Raw genomic sequence first — 17,146 nt, 5'->3', positions numbered from 1 at the left:
CTGCCCGCGTCCGTGCCGGTGCGCCCTTGGTCCCCGCGCGCCACGCGCGCTGCGCGCCCCCGTGCCGGTGCCCCCCGCCCCTGGTCCCGGCGCGGCCCCGATGGCCGGTTCAGACGACCGGCGGTCGGCCCAGCCGCGCCATCAGCCACACGGTGCTCCAGCGCATCGGACGGCGCTCGCCGCACGGCGTGCGCACACCCTCGGCGAACCCGCCGAACCAGGCCCGCAGGCCAGGCGCCGAGCGGGTGCGCGCCAGCGTGAGCGCGGTCCACGAGCCGAGGTAGAGCGGCACCAGCAGGGCCGGGAGGTTCCGCTTCGCCAGCCAGACGCGGTTGCGGGCGGTCATCCGGTAGTAGACGCCGTGCCGGGTCGGAGGCGTGCGGGGGTGCTGGAGCACCAGCTCGGGGGCGTAGAGGATCTTCCAACCGTCGTCCAGGGCACGCCAGGCGAGATCCGTCTCCTCGTGCGTGAAGAAGAAGTCGTCCGGCCAGCCGCCGACCCGCTCCAGCATCCGCATCGACAGGGCGTGCCCGCCCCCGAGGAACGTGGTCACCTGCCCGCCGCGCAGCGGATCGGTCCTTCCGATCCGCGGCACGTGCCGACGCTGGGTGAAACCGGTCTCGTCGGCGATGCGGAAGCTGACGATCCCGAGCGCGGGATCGGCGTCGTACATCGCGGCGATACGGCTGAAGACGTCCGACTCGATGAGCAGCCCGTCGTCGTCCAGGTCCACGAGGACGTCGACGTCGCCGAACTCGCGCAGCCGCTCCATGGCGACGTTGCGCCCGCCGGACACCCCGAGGTTCTCCGGCAGCTCGACGCCGGTGACGCCGGGCGGCAGGTCGGGCAGCGGGGCGCCGTTGGACACCACGACGACGCGGGTGGCGGGATGGTCCTGAGCTGCCACCGACGCGAGCAACGCCCCCAGTTCGGCAGGCCGTGAGCCCATCGTCAGTACGGCCACACCCACACGCGCTCGGGACACGTCCACATCTCTCCATCTGTTGCCGGTCGTGACCCGCGAGCTTAACGGTGCCCGTCCGGCAGGTGTACGGAGGTGAGCGTGTTGTGGCCACCATCAAGGCAGACGCCGGCTACTGCCGACGCCACCCCGGATCGCGCCCCGTCAGCACCAGCAGCCGGTCGAAGTCCGACGCACCCGCTCCCCCGTCCGGCAGCGGATACTCCTCACCGAAGACGCCCATCTTGCGGGCGGTCGGCGCCAGTTCGCGGAACGCTGTCCGCACCTCCCGCACGACCACCGGCTCCGGCGCGAACTCCTGCCCCGTGGCCCGCGCCAGGTCCCAGGCGTGCACCGTGAGATCCCCGAGGGCCATCCTCCCGACGAGGCCGGCCGGCATGTTCATGGACCCCGTCACGCCCTGGTCCGCGCCCGGCACCGCCCATGCCGCGACAAGGGCCTCGGTCTCGCGGACGAAGTCCTCCCGCCAGTCGCCATGACCGGCGCGCAGCGGCTCCGCGGAGAAGTCGGTGTCCTTCTTCGCCGCCAGCAGCTGGAAGTTCACGACCACCTGGAAGAGGTGATCGACCAACTGCCGCACGTCGTACTCGGCACACGGCGTCGCGTCGCCCAGCTGGTCGTCGGTGATGCCGCGTACCACCGGAACAGCGCGCTCCGCAGCTGCTCGCAACAGGTCACTGATGGTGATCGTCATACCTCCGACCGTAGGCGGGCACCGCTGCACCCGTCTTGAAGAAACGCGACACCGCCCGGAACTAGGATCGCCTGCATGGCAGGTCCGCGACGCGACACCCGGGGCATCGTCGAAGCCCGGGAACTGCTCGCCCGCGTCGACTTCCGCCGCCGGGAGCCCGCACCCGAACTGCGCTCTCACATCGAGCACTACTGGCTCATCGACTGGGATCTGACCGAGCCGTACGCCTCCCATGTCGTGCCGCACCCGTCCGTGAACCTGGTGTTCCAGCGGTACGGCGACGAGGTGCCATGGGCCGAGATCGCGGGCATCGGCCTGGAGCTGTTCACGCAGAAGCTCGCCGGCCGGGGCCGGGTGTGCGGGGTGAAGTTCCGGCCGGGCGGGTTCCGGCCGTTCGCGCCGAACCGGCCGGTGTCGTACTGGACGGGCCGACGGGTGCCACTGACGCCGGCGTACGCGGATCCGGGGCCCGCACCGGGCGGCGACCAGCAGGCCACGACCGGGCGCCCAGCCGTGATGTCGCCGCCCCGGACGCGGCTCGACGCCGAGATCCGCCACGTCGTCGGGCCTGACGACGAGGACGCCCGGGTCGCCGCCCTGGACGCCTTCCTCCTGGGCCTCGCCCCGGCACCGGATCCGCAGGCGGCGCAGGCCATGGCCCTGGTCGACCGGGTCCGCGGCGACCGCTCGATACGGCGCGTCGCCGACCTGGCGACCGCGGAAGGGGTGTCGGTGCGCTCGCTGCAACGGCTCTTCGCGGCCTGCGTGGGCGTGGGACCGAAGTGGGTCATCCTGCGCTACCGCATCCACGAGGCGCTGGAGCGCGCCGAGGCGGACACGGCCGCGCTCGACTGGTCCGCGCTCGCCGCCGAGCTCGGCTACAGCGATCAGGCCCATCTGGCGCGGGACTTCACCGCGACGGTGGGCGTGCCGCCGACCGCGTACGCGCGACCCCGGCGCTGAAGCACCGAGTGCCGCACCGGCCACCGCTGTCGTACCCCGCCCCTACAGTGCACGGCATGGGCATCGACGCAGTGAAGGTACGTATCGAGCCGTGGTCCGAGGACGACTTCGCGCTGCTGCGCGCCGCGAACGCGCCGGAGCTGATGGACCACCTCGGGGGTCCCGAGACCGAGGAACAGCTGGTCGAGCGGCATGAGCGCTATGTGAAGCTGAGCGCCGACCGCACCGGCCGGGGAAGGATGTTCCGCATCGTCGTGGCCGAGGGCGAGGACGCGGGCCGCTCCGCCGGGTCGGTCGGCTTCTGGGAGCAGATCTGGGACGGCGAGCAGATCTACGAGACGGGGTGGGCCGTCCTCCCCGCGTTCCAGGGCCGCGGGATCGCGACCGCCGGGACGCTGGCCGTGATCGAGCAGGCGCGCGCCGAGCGCAGGCACCGGACCCTGCACGCGTTCCCCTCCGTGGACAACGGCCCGTCGAACGGCGTGTGCCGCAAGGCCGGTTTCACGCTCCTGGGCGTGCGCGAGGTCGAGTACCCGCCGGGGAACGTGCTGCGTTCCCACGACTGGTGCCTCGATCTCAGGGCAAGCCAGGGGAATGAGCTCATCCGGCCATGAGCCGGCGTCGCCTGGGGCGGCGAGGTCCATGGACGGCGCCCCGCGGGAAACTGCTGGCTGCCGTCCTGCGACCGGTGACATCCTGGCGCTGTGAACGGACCGGAAATCACCTTCAGTGTCGCCCGTGAGCTGCGGCTCTTCCTTCCGTCGGAGCGCCGCCAGGGCCGCAGTGCCGTCGTCACCGACGGCTCGTCGACGCTCGGCCATGTCGTCGAGTCGCTCGGCGTCCCGCTCACGGAGGCGGGCAGGCTGCTGGTCGACGGCCGCCAGGTGCCGGTCTCGCACATCCCTCAGGAGGGCGAATACGTCGAGGTACACGGCGTCGAACGGCCTCAGCGGGTCCCGGGCGCACCGCTCCGCTTCCTGCTCGACGTCCACCTCGGCACGCTGGCGCGGCGGCTGCGCCTCCTCGGTGTGGACGCGGCGTACGAGAACGAGGACATCGGCGACGCCGCTCTGGCGGCCCTGTCCGCGAAGGAACGGCGGGTGCTGCTCTCCCGTGACCGGGGCCTGCTGAGGCGTCGCGAGATCTGGGCGGGCGCGTACATCTACAGCGACCGGCCCGACGACCAACTCACCGAGATACTGGAGCGGTTCGCTCCGGAGCTGGCGCCGTGGACCCGGTGCACGGCGTGCAACGGGGCGCTGACGGACGCCGACAAGGAGTCGGTCCAGGCCCAGCTGGAGGGGGGCACCCAGCGTACGTACGACGTGTTCGCCCGGTGCACCGTGTGCGACCGCGTCTACTGGCGCGGCGCCCACCACGCCCGCCTGGAGGCGATCGTCGAGTCGGCCCTGCGCACGGCGGGGACGTAGCGGCGGGGACGTAGCGGCGGACCGCCCGCGGCGGACGCGCGCCTACGACGCCGGGGAGGCCGGCGGGGTCAGGGGTGCTCACCCGTCAGGTAGCGCTGCACTGTCGGCGCCAACCAGCCCACCACCTCCTCCTTCGTCATCTCGACGGCGGGCGGGAGGCACAACACGTACCGTGCCAGCGCCATGCCGAGGATCTGCGAGGCGACGAGCGCCGCCCGGCGCGGAGCCTCGGCCGGGTCGGGGGACAGGCTCGCGACCAGCGGCCCCAGTTGCTCCCGGAAGATCGAGCGGGCGCGCTCCGCTGCCACGGCGTTGGTGACGCCCGCCCGCAGCAGCGCGGTCAGCACCTCGTCCTGCTCCCACCTGTCCAGGAAGTGGGCGACGAGCACCGCGCCCGCGTGCTTGCCGGGCAGCGCCCCGAGCGCGGGCAGGCGCAGGTCGAATGCGGAGGCCGCGGCGAACAGGCCCTCCTTGTTGCCGTAGTAGCGCATGACCATCGAGGGGTCGATGCCCGCGTCCCGCGCTATGGCGCGGATGGTCGCCCGCTCGTACCCGTCGGCCGCGAAGCGCTCGCGGGCGGCTTCGAGGATCGCGGCCTTGGTGGCATCGGAGCGGCGCGGAGCGCCGGGTGCTTCCGTCGTCATGCCAACAAATGTAGGCCAACAGGTGTTGACATGCTAGATGCCCCCGTCTTACATTTGCCAACAAGCGTTGACCAACAGGTGTTGACCAACGGTCGTTGACCTACCGCACCGCCGACCACGGGAGGCAGCCATGCACGGCAAGCCCAGCACCGCCCGCGCCGCCGATTTCGACACCGATGTGCTCATCGTCGGCGCCGGACCCACCGGTCTCCTGCTGGCGGGCGACCTCGCCCGCGCGGGCCTGTCGGTCACCCTCGTCGAGCGCCGCCCTCCCGGAATCAGCAACATCACCCGTGCATTCGGCGTGCACGCCCGCACGCTGGAGCTGCTGGACGCGCGCGACCTGGCCGACGAGCTGGTGACGAAGGGCACGCCGATCACCGGTGTGCGCCTGTTCCGCCGGCTCTCGCTCGACCTGGGCACGCTTCCCTCCCGTTTCCCGTTCCTCCTGATCACTCCGCAGTACGAGGTGGAGAAGCTGCTCGAGCGCCGGGCCAGGTCGGCGGGCGTCGACTTCCGCCACGGGACGGAACTCACCGCAATCGACCAGTCCTTCGCCGGGCGCACCACTCCGGCCGGGTCTCCCGCCGGACCCGTCGACCCTCCGGCGTCGGTCACCGCCGAGCTCCGCGGCGCGGACGGCACCCGCAGCACCCTGCGTACCCGCTACCTCGTCGGTGCCGACGGCGTTCGCAGCAGCGTGCGGGAAGCGCTCGGCCTGCCCTTCCCCGGCGCCTCCGTCATCACGTCCCTCGTGCTCGCGGACGTACGGCTCGCCGAAGAGCCCGCCGACCTCCTCACGGTCGACGGAGCAGGCGACACATTCGCCTTCATCGCCCCGTTCGGCGACGGCTGGTACCGCGTCATGGGGTGGAACCGCACGCGCCAGGTCCCCGACAGCGAGCCCGTCGATCTCGACGAGGTGCGGGAGATCGCGCGCCAGGCCCTCGGCAGCGACTTCGGCATGCACGACGCCCGCTGGATCTCCCGCTTCCACAGCGACGAACGCCAGGCGCCTGCCTACCGCGTCGGTCGAGTGTTCCTCGCGGGTGACGCGGCACACGTGCATTCGCCGGCCGGAGGCCAGGGCATGAACACCGGCCTGCAGGACGCGGCCAACCTCTCCTGGAAGCTCGCATCGGCGGTCCAGGGCCTCGCCCCCGACCCCGAAGCGCTGCTCGACAGCTACCAGTCGGAGCGGCATCCCGTCGGCGCGATGGTCGTGCGCAGCAGTGGAGCGATCGTCCGCCTCGCGATGGCCCACACCCCGCTCCAGCGCGCCGCACGCTCCCTCGCCGCGAGTGTCGTCAACAGCGTCCGGCCGGCAGCCAGGAAGGCGATGGGCGTCATCTCGGGCATCGGCATCTCGTACGGCGGGCCGCGCCGCGCGCACCCTCTCACCGGCCGGCGCGCCCCGGACCTGCGGCTCGCCGAGGGCAGGCTCTACGAGCTGCTGAGGAAGGGCGAGTTCGTCCTGATCGGCCCCGCCGACCAGGCCGTCGCCACGGCCGCCGCGGTCCCGGCCGCACCCGGCCGCGTCATACGGGCGCACTGGGCCACCGGCCGGCGCACCGCCCTGCTCGTCCGCCCCGACGGCTACATCGCGTGGGCGGCGGGCCGTGGGAGGACCGTGGCCTGAGCGGCCGGTGGCACCGGGCGTTACTGTCCCGGGCGTAGGCGTCCCGCGCGCTGGCGTCCCGGGCGTCGGTGTCCCGTGCGCTGGCGTCCCCGGCGTCGGCGTCCCGGCCGGCGCCGGCCCCGGCGGGGCGGGGCGGGCGGCGTCAGAAGGCGTACGGATCCCCCGTGGCCGGCACGATCACCCGGTGTTCGTTGTTGGCCGGGTTCCGGTCGGTGGCTCCGCCGTTCCACACGGTGCGGATGTTCACGACCATCTCTGGCGGGTCACCCGCCGTCCGAAGACGCAGGGTGGTCGTGCGACCGGCACCGTCCGCCCGCAGCGGTCCCGTCGCGCACAGGACCACCCTTTCGCCGGCCCGCAGGCACCGTTCGGGCAGTCGTAGTTCACCGACCGGCCGCAGGGAGAACTCCAGCTTCACCGTGACGTCGTCGAGGCCGGAGGGCCCGTGGTTCTCGCTCGTCAGGGAGATCTCGAACCGCCCACCGTGCAGCGAGACATGACCGTGGTGGGCCACGTCGGCCTCCGGGGCGATTGCCCCGGCGGTCCCGGCGGCTGCGGCGGCCCCGGAGACCACACCCGCTTCGACGCCCCCGTGGCCCGTTTCCGCACCCGCACGAGCGCCCACCCCCGAGCCGACCATCAACACGACCGCCGCCGCCCCGGCCGGCAGCGCCCTACGCATCGCACACATGGACCGAAGATACCGATTTTCCCTTTACATACCTGACCGCCGATCAGCACCTGGCGCGTCCCGCCGCGCCGCCCGTGCGCTGCGCCCGGCCGCCCCCGCCCGGTCCACCGGTGCGGCCCGGCCCGGTCCCGGAGCCGACCTATCCTGACCACAGTTCGATCACACGCGCGAGGAGCCACCACATGACCACAGCCCGGACCCCCGTCGCCGTCGTCACCGGAGCAAGCAGCGGCATCGGCGCGGCCACCGCACGGCAGCTGGCAGCCGCCGGACACCACGTTCTCCTCACCGCCCGCCGCAAGGACCGCATCGAGGCCCTTGCCGCCGAGATCACCGCCGCCGGCCACCAGGCCACCGCCCACGCACTCGACGTCACCGACCGGCCTGCCGTCGACTCGTTCGCCGCGTCCCTGGACCGTTGCGACGTCCTCGTCAACAACGCGGGTGGCGCGCTCGGCGCCGACCCGGTCGCCACCGCCGACCCGGCCGACTGGCGCCGGATGTACGAGGTCAATGTGATCGGCACGCTCCATCTCACCCAGGCGCTGCTCCCCGCGCTCACCGCGAGCGGCGACGGCACCGTGGTCGTCCTGTCCTCCACGGCGGGCCTCGCCACCTACGAGGGCGGCGGTGGCTACGTCGCCGCCAAGCACGGCGCCCACGTGCTCGCCGAGACCCTGCGCCTGGAGATCGTCGGCACCCCCGTCCGCGTCATCGAGATCGCCCCCGGCATGGTCAGGACGGAGGAATTCGCCACGACCCGCTTCCGGGGCGACACAGAGCAGGCCGCCAAGGTCTACGCCGGCGTACCCGAACCGCTCACCGCCGACGACGTCGCCGACACCATCACCTGGGCCGTCACCCGCCCGTCCCACGTCAACATCGACCTGCTCGTGGTGCGCCCCCGCGCCCAGGCGTCCAACTTCAAGATCCACAGGGAGCTGTGATGAGCGACCGCATCGCCCTCTCGCGCCTCGTCGCCGCCGATCTTCCGGCCGCCGCCCCAGGTCTCGGTGCCCTGCTCGTCGACGCTGTCGACGACGGCGCGTCCGTCGGCTTCACCTCCTCGCTCACCGCCGAGGAGGCCACCGCCTGGTGGGCGGACCTGGCACCCGCCCTCACAGAGGGACGGACAGCCGTCTGGGCGGCCCACGACGGCGGCCGGCTCGTCGGCACCGTCCAGCTCAGGTGCGAGACCTCGCCCAACGGGACGCACCGGGCGGAGATGGCCAAGCTGCTCGTCCACCGCGACGCGCGCGGCCGCGGCATCGCACGCCGACTGCTCACCACGGCCGAGGAGTTCGCCCGCTCCTCGGGGCGCACCCTGCTCATGCTCGACACCCAGACGGGCAGCACGGCGGAGCGCCTCTACCGGTCGGCGGGCTGGATACCCCTCGGCACGGTCCCCGACTACGCCGCTGATCCCTCCGGCGTCCTGCGTTCGACGACGTTCTTCCACAAGTCTCTGCGGCCGGCACCGACGGCACCGCAGGTCTCAGAGCGGGCCGTCGAGCTCACGGGCCCGTAGCCCGGCCTGGAAACGCGACGTGGCACCCAGCAGCGTCATCACGTCGGCGACCCGCCTGCGGTAGGTGCGCAGCGACATCCTGAGCAGCCGCGCCGCCGTCTCGTCGGTGTGCCCGTCGCCCAGCATCCGCAGGATCCTGCGGGCTTCCTCACTCAGCACGGGCGGCGCCGCCGCCCGTGCCCGCAGGAAGTCATGCAGTTCCGTCGCCGACTCCCAGGCCGCGCCGAACAGCGACCGGACACCGTCGACGACGTCCGGCGAGCTGACGACCGAGTACGTCCGTGTCCCGGGCGCGGGCGGACCAGCGAGAATCGCGACCTTCCGGTCGATGACGATCGCCTCGCGGGGCAGCGGCGCGCTGGAGATGCGGACCTGCGCGTGCTCGGAGACCCGCAGCAGGCGCTGCTCGGAGTACCCGTCGGCCACGGCTCGGGGGGTGTAGAGCTTGTGCATGGACAAGCCCTCCCCGTGCATGGGGCGAAAGCCCTCGGCGAAGGCCGCGTTCACCCCCGCCGACCAGGTGACCAGGTCCTCGGCGGCACACAGGAACTCGCTGCGGGCGGAGCCGAAGAGATGCCCCGCACGGCGCACCAGTTCCTTCTCGCCCCGCAGGGTCACAATCCGATCGGTTGCCATGACCCCGCCATTCTGGCAGCAACGTGCCAATCCACCGCCGGGCAGCCGCACGCCCTGCACGATGCCCGCATGCCGATGAACGGACCCACGCCCACGACGTCGACCGACCATGCCCCCCACGCCACCGACCACGCCCCGCACCCGACCGTGCTTGCCCCGCACCCGGCCGGCCGCACCCCCCACGCCGCCGACGCCGGACGCTTCGACCTCGGCGGAGACCTCTCCGTGGCCCGCATGGGCTTCGGGGCGATGCGGCTGCCCGCCCCCGACTGGCACGGCCCGGCCGGCGACCCCGACCGCGCGGTCGCCGTCCTGCGCCGCGCCGTCGAACTGGGCACGGACCACATCGACACCGCGTGGTTCTACTTCTTCCGTGACCTGCGCGCCAACGCCCTGATCCGCCGGGCCCTCCACCCCTACCCTGACGGCCTGGTCATCGCCACGAAGGTCGGCCCGGGCCGCACGTACGACGGTGACTGGCTGCCTTCGGCCGGGCCCGAGGAACTGACCGCCGCCGTCCACCGCGACCTGCGCGAGCTCGGCCGCGACCACCTGGACCTCGTCTACCTTCGCGCCCTCCCCGAGGACGGCCCGGTCTCAGAGCGGTTCGGCGCACTGGCGAAGCTGCGCGACCAGGGCCTGATCCGCCACCTCGGCGTGAGCAACATGTCGGCCGGACAGCTCGCGGAAGCCCGCCGGATCGCCCCGGTGGCCGCCGTGCAGAACCACTTCAGCCTCAGCCACCGCAAGAGCGACGACGTGCTCGACGTCTGCACGCGCGACGGCATCGCTTTCGTCCCCTTCTTCCCCCTCGGCGGCCTCGGCGTCCCGGACCTTGCCGCACTGCGTACGGTCGCCGACCGCCACGCCGCGACCCCCGCACAGGTCATGCTGGCCGGCCTGCTGGCCCTGACCCCGGTCATGCTGCCGATCCCTGGCACGTCCTCCCCGGCCCACCTGGAGGAGAACGTGGCGGCGACGACGCTACGGCTGGCCCCCGAGGACCTCGCCGTCCTGACGACCCCCTCCGCCACCGTCTGACACCGTCCGACACCTGCCGACCGCCGGGCCACCCGCCCCCGCAGCAGCCACCGCCGCCGAACAGCACGGGGCCCCGGACCGTTCCCGGTCCGGGGCCCACGGCGACGGCTCGCCTCAGCCCTTCACACAGATGACCTGCTTCAACTTCGCGACCACCTCGACCAGGTCGCTCTGCTGGTCGATCACCTTCTCGATCGACTTGTACGCACCCGGGATCTCGTCGACCACCCCGGAGTCCTTGCGGCACTCCACCCCACGGGTCTGCTCCTCCAGGTCCCGCGTCGAGAAGCGCCGCTTCGCCGCGTTGCGGCTCATCTTGCGGCCCGCGCCGTGGGAGGCGGAGTTGAAGGACGCCTCGTTCCCGAGGCCCCTGACGATGTAGGAGCCGGTACCCATCGAACCGGGGATGATCCCGTAGTCGCCGGACCCGGCCCGGATCGCGCCCTTACGGGTGACCAGCAGGTCCATGCCCTCGTAACGCTCCTCCGCCACATAGTTGTGGTGGCAGCTGATCTCCGGCTCGAAGGCGACCCGGGCCTTCCTGAACTCCTTGCGGATCACTTCCTTGAACAGGCCCATCATGATCGCGCGGTTGTACTTCGCGTACTCCTGCGCCCAGTAGAGATCGTTCCGGTACGCCGCCATCTGCGGCGTCTCCGAGACGAAGACGGCGAGGTCGCGGTCGATCAGGCCCTGGTTGTGCGGCAGCTTCTGCGCCTCGCCGATGTGGTACTCGGCCAGCTCCTTGCCGATGTTCCGCGACCCGGAATGCAAGGTGAGCCACACCACACCCTGTTCATCGACCAAGAGCTCGATGTAATGGTTGCCTCCGCCCAGCGTCCCCATCTGCTTCGTCGCCCGTTCCCGACGGAACTTGACCGCGTCGGCCACTCCGTCGAACCGGTCCCAGAAGTCGTCCCAGCCCTCCGCCGGGAAGCCGAACACCCGTGCCGGGTCCACCATCTCGTCGTGCATTCCCCGGCCCACCGGGATCGCCTGCTCGATCTTCGAGCGCAGCCGGGAGAGGTCACCGGGCAGGTCGTTCGCCGTCAGGGACGTCTTCACCGCCGACATGCCGCAGCCGATGTCCACGCCGACCGCAGCCGGGCACACCGCGCCGTGCATCGCAATCACCGAGCCGACCGTGGCGCCCTTGCCGTAGTGCACGTCCGGCATCACGGCGAGGCCCTTGATCCAGGGAAGCGTGGCGACGTTCTGCAGCTGGCGTATCGCAACGTCCTCGACCGTCGCCGGGTCGGTCCACATCCGGATGGGAACCCTCGCGCCCGGCATCTCTACATACGACATAACTCCTCAATTCCCCCGAAAAGACATCTAACGCAAATGCCCGGCCAATGACCGCGAACAGCTCAGCGGACCGGCATCCGGGGCAGCGCGTGCGATAGACATTGTGTCGGTCGGCCCTCAGCGGTCGACAACCGTTTTTCCCGGGCGCGGCGGCGCGGACCACTCAGAGGTACCCATGGAGAAGGGAGCCAGGAACGTGCAACGGAAGGCGTACGTCCCCGGCGCGGCGGCGCTCCTCGCGGCGCTCGTCACCGGCGTCACCGGCTGCACCAGCGGCGGTGGACCCACTGATTCCGCAACCGACGCCAAGGCCAACGGAGCCCGGGCCTCGGCCGCGCCTCCCGGCCGGTACCGCACGCTGCTGGAGCCCTGCGGCTCCATCGAGCGAAGCACCCTGAAGGACCTGCTGCCCGGCGTCGTCACACTGCCCGAGGACCAGCAGCAGCAGGTGCTGCGGGGCACGCCGGCCGTGACGTACGACACCGACCGCCGCGCCGCGTGCAGTTGGAAGGGCCAGTCGCCGGACTCCTCCCACCAGGTGCGGGTGGATTTCGAGCGGGTCGTCTCCTACGACCCCGCCGTCAGCGACGACAACCGCGCTCAGGAGGTGTTCGCGGAGAAGCAGGCCGCGACCTCCGTGCCCGTCGCCCCCGGCCCCGGTGACGCCGGCCCCGAGGGCGGGACCACGGCCTCGCCCTCGGCAACCGAGAGTGCCGGGGCGGGCGCGACCCCGGACCTGGAAACCCGCGGCGGGAAGGGTACGCAGGCGCCCGGAGACCCTGAGGGCGCGGAGAGCTCAGGACAGCCGTCCGACGACGCGTCCCCCGACAGCTCCCCCGACGGCTCTGCGGACGGCCCCGCGAACGACCCCGACGGCAGCCCGTCCGGCAGCGCGTCCACCGCAGGCCTGGAGCCCCGCGTCCTGGAGGGGCTCGGCAACGCCGCCTTCATCGACGACGTGCTCGGCCGTGCCGGAAACACCGCGCAGCGCCGCACCGTGAGCGTGGTGTTCCGCACATCGAACGTGATCGTCACGGTCGTCTACGCCGAGCAGCCGGCGCTGGTGACGGAGGTTCCGGACAGCAAGGAACTGCAGGAAAAGGCCCAGAGCGTGGCCGGCAGGCTGGCCGAGCTCTTCGACGAGTGACCGGCGCAGCCATGGCGTCGCACGTCCTGAGTGCGGCCCCACCACCGCGGCGCGGGCGCGTACCGTGGCCTGGCCGGCCGTGGCGGCCGCGCCCGGACCCGACGGACCCGACGGACCCGACGGGCAGACGGACCCGACGGACAGACCGACAGACGACGGATCCGACGGATCTGACGGACAGACCGACGGACACCGACCGACCGAACGACGGACAGACCGAACGACCGACTGAAGGAACCATGCACCGTTCAGCCCAGCGACTCACCCGCATACTCGCCTGCGCAGCCGTTCCGGTGATGCTCGTCGTCGCCGGCTGCTCCTCGGACTCCGGCGACAGCAAGCCCAAGGGTTCTGCGGCCGCCACCCCCGAGGCGAAGAAGTCACCGACGGTCGCGCCCGCGAAGTTCACGAAGCTGCCGGACCCGTGCGAGTCGATCGCCCGCAAGACGATCGAGGACCTGGTGCCGGCCGCGAAGTCGAAGTCCGGTTCCGCCGGCCGGTCCTCGGACGCCGACAGCCGCGGCAGCTGCTCCTGGAACGGCCTGGACGACAACGGTGTGAAGGGCTCGCAGTACCGCTGGCTGGACGTCTCCTTCCTGCGCTACGACTCCGACGCCACGCTCGCCGTCAGCGGTGAGCAGCGCGCGAAGGACAACTACGCCAAGGAGATCGCCAAGGCGCAGGCCACCGAGGGCGCCAAGGACGTGAAGACCGCCCCGGCGCCCGGCGTCGGCGACGAGGCGACCACGGTCAACTACAAGCTGAAGAAGACCGGTGAGGACTTCGTCTACGCCGTCATCGTGGCCCGTACGGAGAACGGCCTGGTCACGCTCACCTACAACGGCACCGGCTACGCCGGGGCGAAGAACCCCTCCTCCGGCGATCTGACGAAGGACGCGCTGAAGGCGGCGAAGGAAGCCGTGGCCTCGGTGGCCACCGCCAACAAGTAGTCCGCCGACAAAACAGGCAGTACGCCCACAGAACAGGCAGTACGCCGACAAGCAGTCGGCCTGTTCACCGACACACCGCTCCCCCACCGGTGTTGACGAATCTGCCCGCCGCCCTCCGCCCGCCGTCGTAGCAGAGGGCGGAGGCACGCCCTCCGGGGCCATGTGCCAGGCTGGGCCCCCGCAGAATGAGGGATGGGGAGGGGAACACCGTGGCCGCGATGCAGCTGACACGCACGCACCGAGTGCTCATCGGTGTCGTCGTCGCGGGAGCGCTGATCATTGCCGCGATCGGTTTCGCGGGATCGTATTCCGCGGTCCGCGACCTCGCGGAGCAGAAAGGGTTCGGCGACTTCTCGCTCGTCTTCCCCATAGGCATCGACGCCGGAATCTGCGTGCTGCTCGCGCTCGACCTGCTGCTGACGTGGATGCGCATACCGTTTCCGCTGCTGCGCCAGACGGCGTGGCTGCTGACGGCCGCGACGATCGCGTTCAACGGTGCGGCCGCCTGGCCCGACCCGCTCGGCGTCGGTATGCACGCGGTGATCCCGATCCTGTTCGTCGTCTCCGTCGAGGCGGCCCGCCACGCGGTGGGCCGGATCGCGGACATCACGGCGGACAAGCACATGGAGGGCGTACGGCTCACGCGCTGGCTGCTCTCGCCCGTGCCGACGTTCCGGCTGTGGCGGCGGATGAAGCTGTGGGAGCTGCGCAGCTACGAGCAGGTGATCAAGCTGGAGCAGGACCGGCTGATCTATCAGGCCCGTCTGCAGGCACGTTTCGGCCGGGCCTGGCGCCGTAAGGCGCCCGTCGAGGCGCTGATGCCGCTGCGGCTGGCGAAGTACGGCGTTCCGCTGGCCGAGACCGCCCCGGCGGGTCTCGCGGCCGCGGGCATCGAGCCGGCGCTGCTCCCGCCCGCGCCGGTGACCGAGCAGGCGGCGCAGCCCGAGCTGCCGCGCGGCGCCGGACAGCGCCCGGCCGCCCGGGAGGCCATCGCTTCGGAGCCCGAGGCCGCGCAGGACGCGCCGGCCCCGGCCGGGCGGCAGGTGCCGCCGCAGGAGCGGAACGAAGCCCCGGGCGGCCCCTACGAGAGCCCCTGGTTCGCCGCGTCGCAGGCTGCGCAGGACGCCTACCAGGGCACGTACGACCCGACGTTCGCCGAAGACTTCGAGTCCGTTCCGGTGCCGGTCCCGGTGGGCCCCGGCGACCGTACGCGCCCGCTCGGCACGGGCCCCGGTCCGCAGACGTTCGACGAGCAGCAGCGGTACGCCCAGGGCTACGCGGAACAGCGGTACGCGGAACGGCCCTACGCGGAGCAGTATGCGCAGCCCGCTCCCGAACCCGAGCTCGTCCCAGAGTTCACGCCCGAGGACAAGGAATTCGAGGAGATGGCCTACCCGGCGTACAGGGACTACGTGGACGAGCACCAGGACTATCCGAACTCCCGCACGCTCGACATAGTGCTCGCCGACCGCTACGGCGTCCGACACCCGAACAGCGCGGCGCTGCTCAAGCGTCTGATGCCGCGCTTCCAGCAGCGCCATCAGACCGAGCTCGAGGCCGAGCACATCGCCTGACAACCGCCCCGCACGACAAGGGCCCCCACCCACCGGGTGAGGGCCCTTCGCACATCCGGGGCTTCAGGCCCCGAGCAGCTTGCGCACCCGGTCCGCACCCACGGCGAGGAGCAGCGTGGGCAGGCGCGGGCCCGTCTCGCGACTGACCAGCAGGCGGTACAGCAGCGCGAAGAAGGAACGCTGGGCGACCTTCAGCTCCGGCGTCGGCTTGGCGTCCGGCGTCAGGCCCGCCATCACCTTCGGCACTCCGTAGACGAGCGTGGTGAGCCCGTCCAGGGACCAGTGCGTGTCCAGTCCCTCCAGCAGCAGCCGCAGGGACTCGCGGCTCTGGTCGTCCAGCGAGCCGAGCAGCTCGGTGTCGGGCTCGGAGCGCACGACGGTCCGGGCTTCGGCCGGGACGTGCGTCGAGATCCAGCTCTCGGCGCGGTCGAGCCGCGGCCGGACCTCGTCGAGGTCCGTGACCGGGTTCGCCGGGTCCAGCTCGCTGAGGATGCGCAGCGTCTGGTCCTCGTGCCCGGCGGTGATGTCGACGACCGAGGCGAGCGTGCGGTACGGCAGCGGGCGCGGCGTACGCGGCAGGTCACCGGCGGCCGTGCGGGCGGCGCGGGAGTACGCGGCGGCGTCGGCGGGCAGGACGGTGCCGTCCGCCACCTTGGCCTCCAGCTTGTCCCACTCGTCGTACAGCCGCTGGATCTCCTGGTCGAAGGCGATCTTGAACGACTGGTTGGGCCGGCGGCGGGCGTACAGCCAGCGGAGCAGCTGCGGCTCCATGATCTTCAGCGCGTCGGCCGGGGTGGGCACGCCACCGCGGGACGACGACATCTTCGCCATGCCGGAGATGCCGACGAAGGCGTACATGGGGCCGATCGGCTGCTTGCCGTCGAAGATGCCGACGATCTGTCCGCCCACCTGGAAGGACGAGCCCGGCGACGAGTGGTCGACACCGGACGGCTCGAAGATCACGCCCTCGTACGCCCAGCGCATCGGCCAGTCGACCTTCCAGACCAGCTTTCCGCGGTTGAACTCGCTCAGCCGGACCGTCTCGGAGAACCCGCACGCGGTGCAGGTGTAGGTCAGCTCGGTGGTGTCGTCGTCGTACGCCGTGACCGTGGTCAGGTCCTTGTCGCACGAGCCGCAGTACGGCTTGTACGGGAAGTAGCCCGCGGAGCCGGTGCCGTCGTCCTCCGCCGCCGCGCCGGAGCCCTCGGCGGCCTCCAGCTCGGCCTCGTCGACCGGCTTCTGCGACTTCTTGGCCTGCGCCTCGGCCTGGGCCTTCGGGTCCTTCTTGGTGCGGTACTGGGCGAGGATCGCGTCGATGTCGCCGCGGTGCCTCATCGCGTGCAGGATCTGCTCGCGGTACACGCCGGCGGTGTACTGCTCGGTCTGGCTGATGCCGTCGTACTCGACGCCCAGCTCGGCCAGGGACTCCGTCATCGCGGCCTTGAAGTGCTCCGCCCAGTTCGGGAAGGAGGAGCCCTTCGGCGCGGGGACCGAGGTGAGCGGCCTGCCGATGTACTCGCTCCAGGACTCATCGACGCCGTCGATCCCCTTCGGGACCTTGCGGTAGCGGTCGTAGTCGTCCCAGGAGATCAGGTGGCGGACCTCGTACCCGCGGCGCCGGATCTCGTCGGCGACCAGGTGCGGGGTCATGACCTCGCGGAGGTTGCCCAGGTGGATGGGGCCCGACGGGGACAGTCCGGAGGCGACGACGACCGGTTTGCCAGGCGCACGTCGCTCCGACTCGGCGATGACCTCGTCCGCGAAACGGGAGACCCAGTCGGTCTCGGTGCTGCTCTGAGCCACGGTCGGCACGTCCTTGATTCCTAGGGTCGGGAAAACGTCGGGAAACTCGCGTACACCATTCTCCCAGACCGGCAAACCGGATCACACTGAAATCCGGCGCGGCGCCGGACGGCCGT

The 17,146-nt window shown here is 71.7% G+C and carries 17 protein-coding genes; 10 read left to right on the top strand and 7 right to left on the bottom strand.

Going from position 1 to position 17,146, the window contains the following annotated elements; all coding sequences use genetic code 11:
* Positions 1 to 109 precede the first annotated feature (109 nt).
* Positions 110 to 985, bottom strand: coding sequence for a glycosyltransferase family 2 protein (locus J7E88_RS26230; protein ID WP_215185315.1), 876 nt, complete (start codon positions 983 to 985; stop codon positions 110 to 112).
* A gap of 109 nt (positions 986 to 1,094) precedes the next feature.
* A complete protein-coding gene (locus J7E88_RS26225; protein ID WP_215185313.1) occupies positions 1,095 to 1,676 on the bottom strand; it encodes a TIGR03086 family metal-binding protein in 582 nt (193 codons plus the stop codon).
* A gap of 75 nt (positions 1,677 to 1,751) precedes the next feature.
* On the opposite strand from J7E88_RS26225, the gene J7E88_RS26220 reads away from it, so the two are divergent.
* From J7E88_RS26220 to J7E88_RS26210, 3 genes are all read left to right on the top strand, one after another.
* The gene (locus J7E88_RS26220) at positions 1,752 to 2,639 is read left to right on the top strand and encodes a helix-turn-helix domain-containing protein (protein ID WP_215185311.1); all 888 of its coding nucleotides are present in this window, start codon (positions 1,752 to 1,754) and stop codon (positions 2,637 to 2,639) included.
* Positions 2,640 to 2,695: 56 nt separating this feature from the next.
* On the top strand, positions 2,696 to 3,253 hold the full coding sequence (locus J7E88_RS26215; RefSeq protein WP_215185302.1) for a GNAT family N-acetyltransferase: 558 nt from the start codon (positions 2,696 to 2,698) through the stop codon (positions 3,251 to 3,253).
* Between the two features lie 90 nt (positions 3,254 to 3,343).
* Positions 3,344 to 4,069: a Mut7-C ubiquitin/RNAse domain-containing protein gene (locus tag J7E88_RS26210; protein ID WP_215185300.1), complete on the top strand. Its 726-nt coding sequence runs from the start codon at positions 3,344 to 3,346 to the stop codon at positions 4,067 to 4,069.
* 68 nt (positions 4,070 to 4,137) lie between these two features.
* Here the strand turns inward: J7E88_RS26210 and J7E88_RS26205 are convergent, their stop codons facing one another.
* Positions 4,138 to 4,713, bottom strand: coding sequence for a TetR/AcrR family transcriptional regulator (locus J7E88_RS26205; RefSeq protein ID WP_215185298.1), 576 nt, complete (start codon positions 4,711 to 4,713; stop codon positions 4,138 to 4,140).
* Between the two features lie 130 nt (positions 4,714 to 4,843).
* Between J7E88_RS26205 and J7E88_RS26200 the strand changes: the two genes are divergently transcribed.
* Entirely contained in the window at positions 4,844 to 6,352 is a 1,509-nt protein-coding gene (locus tag J7E88_RS26200; protein WP_215185296.1) for an FAD-dependent oxidoreductase, read from the top strand.
* 142 nt (positions 6,353 to 6,494) lie between these two features.
* Here J7E88_RS26200 and J7E88_RS26195 read toward each other — a convergent pair whose 3' ends face one another.
* Complete coding sequence (locus J7E88_RS26195; protein ID WP_251023230.1) at positions 6,495 to 7,043, bottom strand: hypothetical protein; 549 nt, start codon at positions 7,041 to 7,043, stop codon at positions 6,495 to 6,497.
* Between the two features lie 182 nt (positions 7,044 to 7,225).
* On the opposite strand from J7E88_RS26195, the gene J7E88_RS26190 reads away from it, so the two are divergent.
* Entirely contained in the window at positions 7,226 to 7,990 is a 765-nt protein-coding gene (locus tag J7E88_RS26190; RefSeq protein ID WP_215185294.1) for an SDR family NAD(P)-dependent oxidoreductase, read from the top strand.
* A complete protein-coding gene (locus J7E88_RS26185) occupies positions 7,990 to 8,571 on the top strand; it encodes a GNAT family N-acetyltransferase (RefSeq protein ID WP_215185292.1) in 582 nt (193 codons plus the stop codon). The genes J7E88_RS26190 and J7E88_RS26185 overlap by 1 nt, the downstream gene beginning before the upstream one ends.
* Here the strand turns inward: J7E88_RS26185 and J7E88_RS26180 are convergent.
* On the bottom strand, positions 8,539 to 9,207 hold the full coding sequence (locus J7E88_RS26180; protein ID WP_215185290.1) for a DNA-binding response regulator: 669 nt from the start codon (positions 9,205 to 9,207) through the stop codon (positions 8,539 to 8,541). The two genes, J7E88_RS26185 and J7E88_RS26180, sit on opposite strands and share 33 nt — an antisense overlap.
* 69 nt (positions 9,208 to 9,276) lie before the next feature.
* Between J7E88_RS26180 and J7E88_RS26175 the strand changes: the two genes are divergently transcribed.
* Positions 9,277 to 10,248 (top strand): aldo/keto reductase, encoded by a 972-nt coding sequence (locus tag J7E88_RS26175; RefSeq protein WP_285427594.1) that lies wholly within the window; start codon positions 9,277 to 9,279, stop codon positions 10,246 to 10,248.
* 114 nt (positions 10,249 to 10,362) lie between these two features.
* On the opposite strand, the gene J7E88_RS26170 is transcribed toward J7E88_RS26175, so the two are convergent.
* Positions 10,363 to 11,556: an RtcB family protein gene (locus J7E88_RS26170; RefSeq protein ID WP_215185288.1), complete on the bottom strand. Its 1,194-nt coding sequence runs from the start codon at positions 11,554 to 11,556 to the stop codon at positions 10,363 to 10,365.
* Between the two features lie 196 nt (positions 11,557 to 11,752).
* Between J7E88_RS26170 and J7E88_RS26165 the strand changes: the two genes are divergently transcribed.
* The 3 genes from J7E88_RS26165 to J7E88_RS26155 all read left to right on the top strand — a co-directional run bounded on the left by J7E88_RS26165 (position 11,753) and on the right by J7E88_RS26155 (position 15,227).
* Positions 11,753 to 12,703 (top strand): DUF3558 domain-containing protein, encoded by a 951-nt coding sequence (locus tag J7E88_RS26165; RefSeq protein WP_215185286.1) that lies wholly within the window; start codon positions 11,753 to 11,755, stop codon positions 12,701 to 12,703.
* Between the two features lie 239 nt (positions 12,704 to 12,942).
* Positions 12,943 to 13,653: a DUF3558 family protein gene (locus tag J7E88_RS26160; RefSeq protein ID WP_215185284.1), complete on the top strand. Its 711-nt coding sequence runs from the start codon at positions 12,943 to 12,945 to the stop codon at positions 13,651 to 13,653.
* Between the two features lie 218 nt (positions 13,654 to 13,871).
* Positions 13,872 to 15,227 (top strand): DUF2637 domain-containing protein, encoded by a 1,356-nt coding sequence (locus J7E88_RS26155; RefSeq protein WP_215185282.1) that lies wholly within the window; start codon positions 13,872 to 13,874, stop codon positions 15,225 to 15,227.
* Between the two features lie 63 nt (positions 15,228 to 15,290).
* On the opposite strand, the gene lysS is transcribed toward J7E88_RS26155, so the two are convergent.
* Positions 15,291 to 17,039 (bottom strand): lysine--tRNA ligase, encoded by a 1,749-nt coding sequence (gene lysS / locus J7E88_RS26150; RefSeq protein ID WP_215185280.1) that lies wholly within the window; start codon positions 17,037 to 17,039, stop codon positions 15,291 to 15,293.
* Positions 17,040 to 17,146: the final 107 nt, after the last annotated feature.

The sequence above is a fragment of the Streptomyces sp. ISL-10 genome, from assembly GCF_018614575.1.
GTDB lineage: Bacteria > Actinomycetota > Actinomycetes > Streptomycetales > Streptomycetaceae > Streptomyces.
Note: the sequence above shows the minus strand (reverse complement) of the source record. Positions and strands in the feature narration are given on the sequence as shown.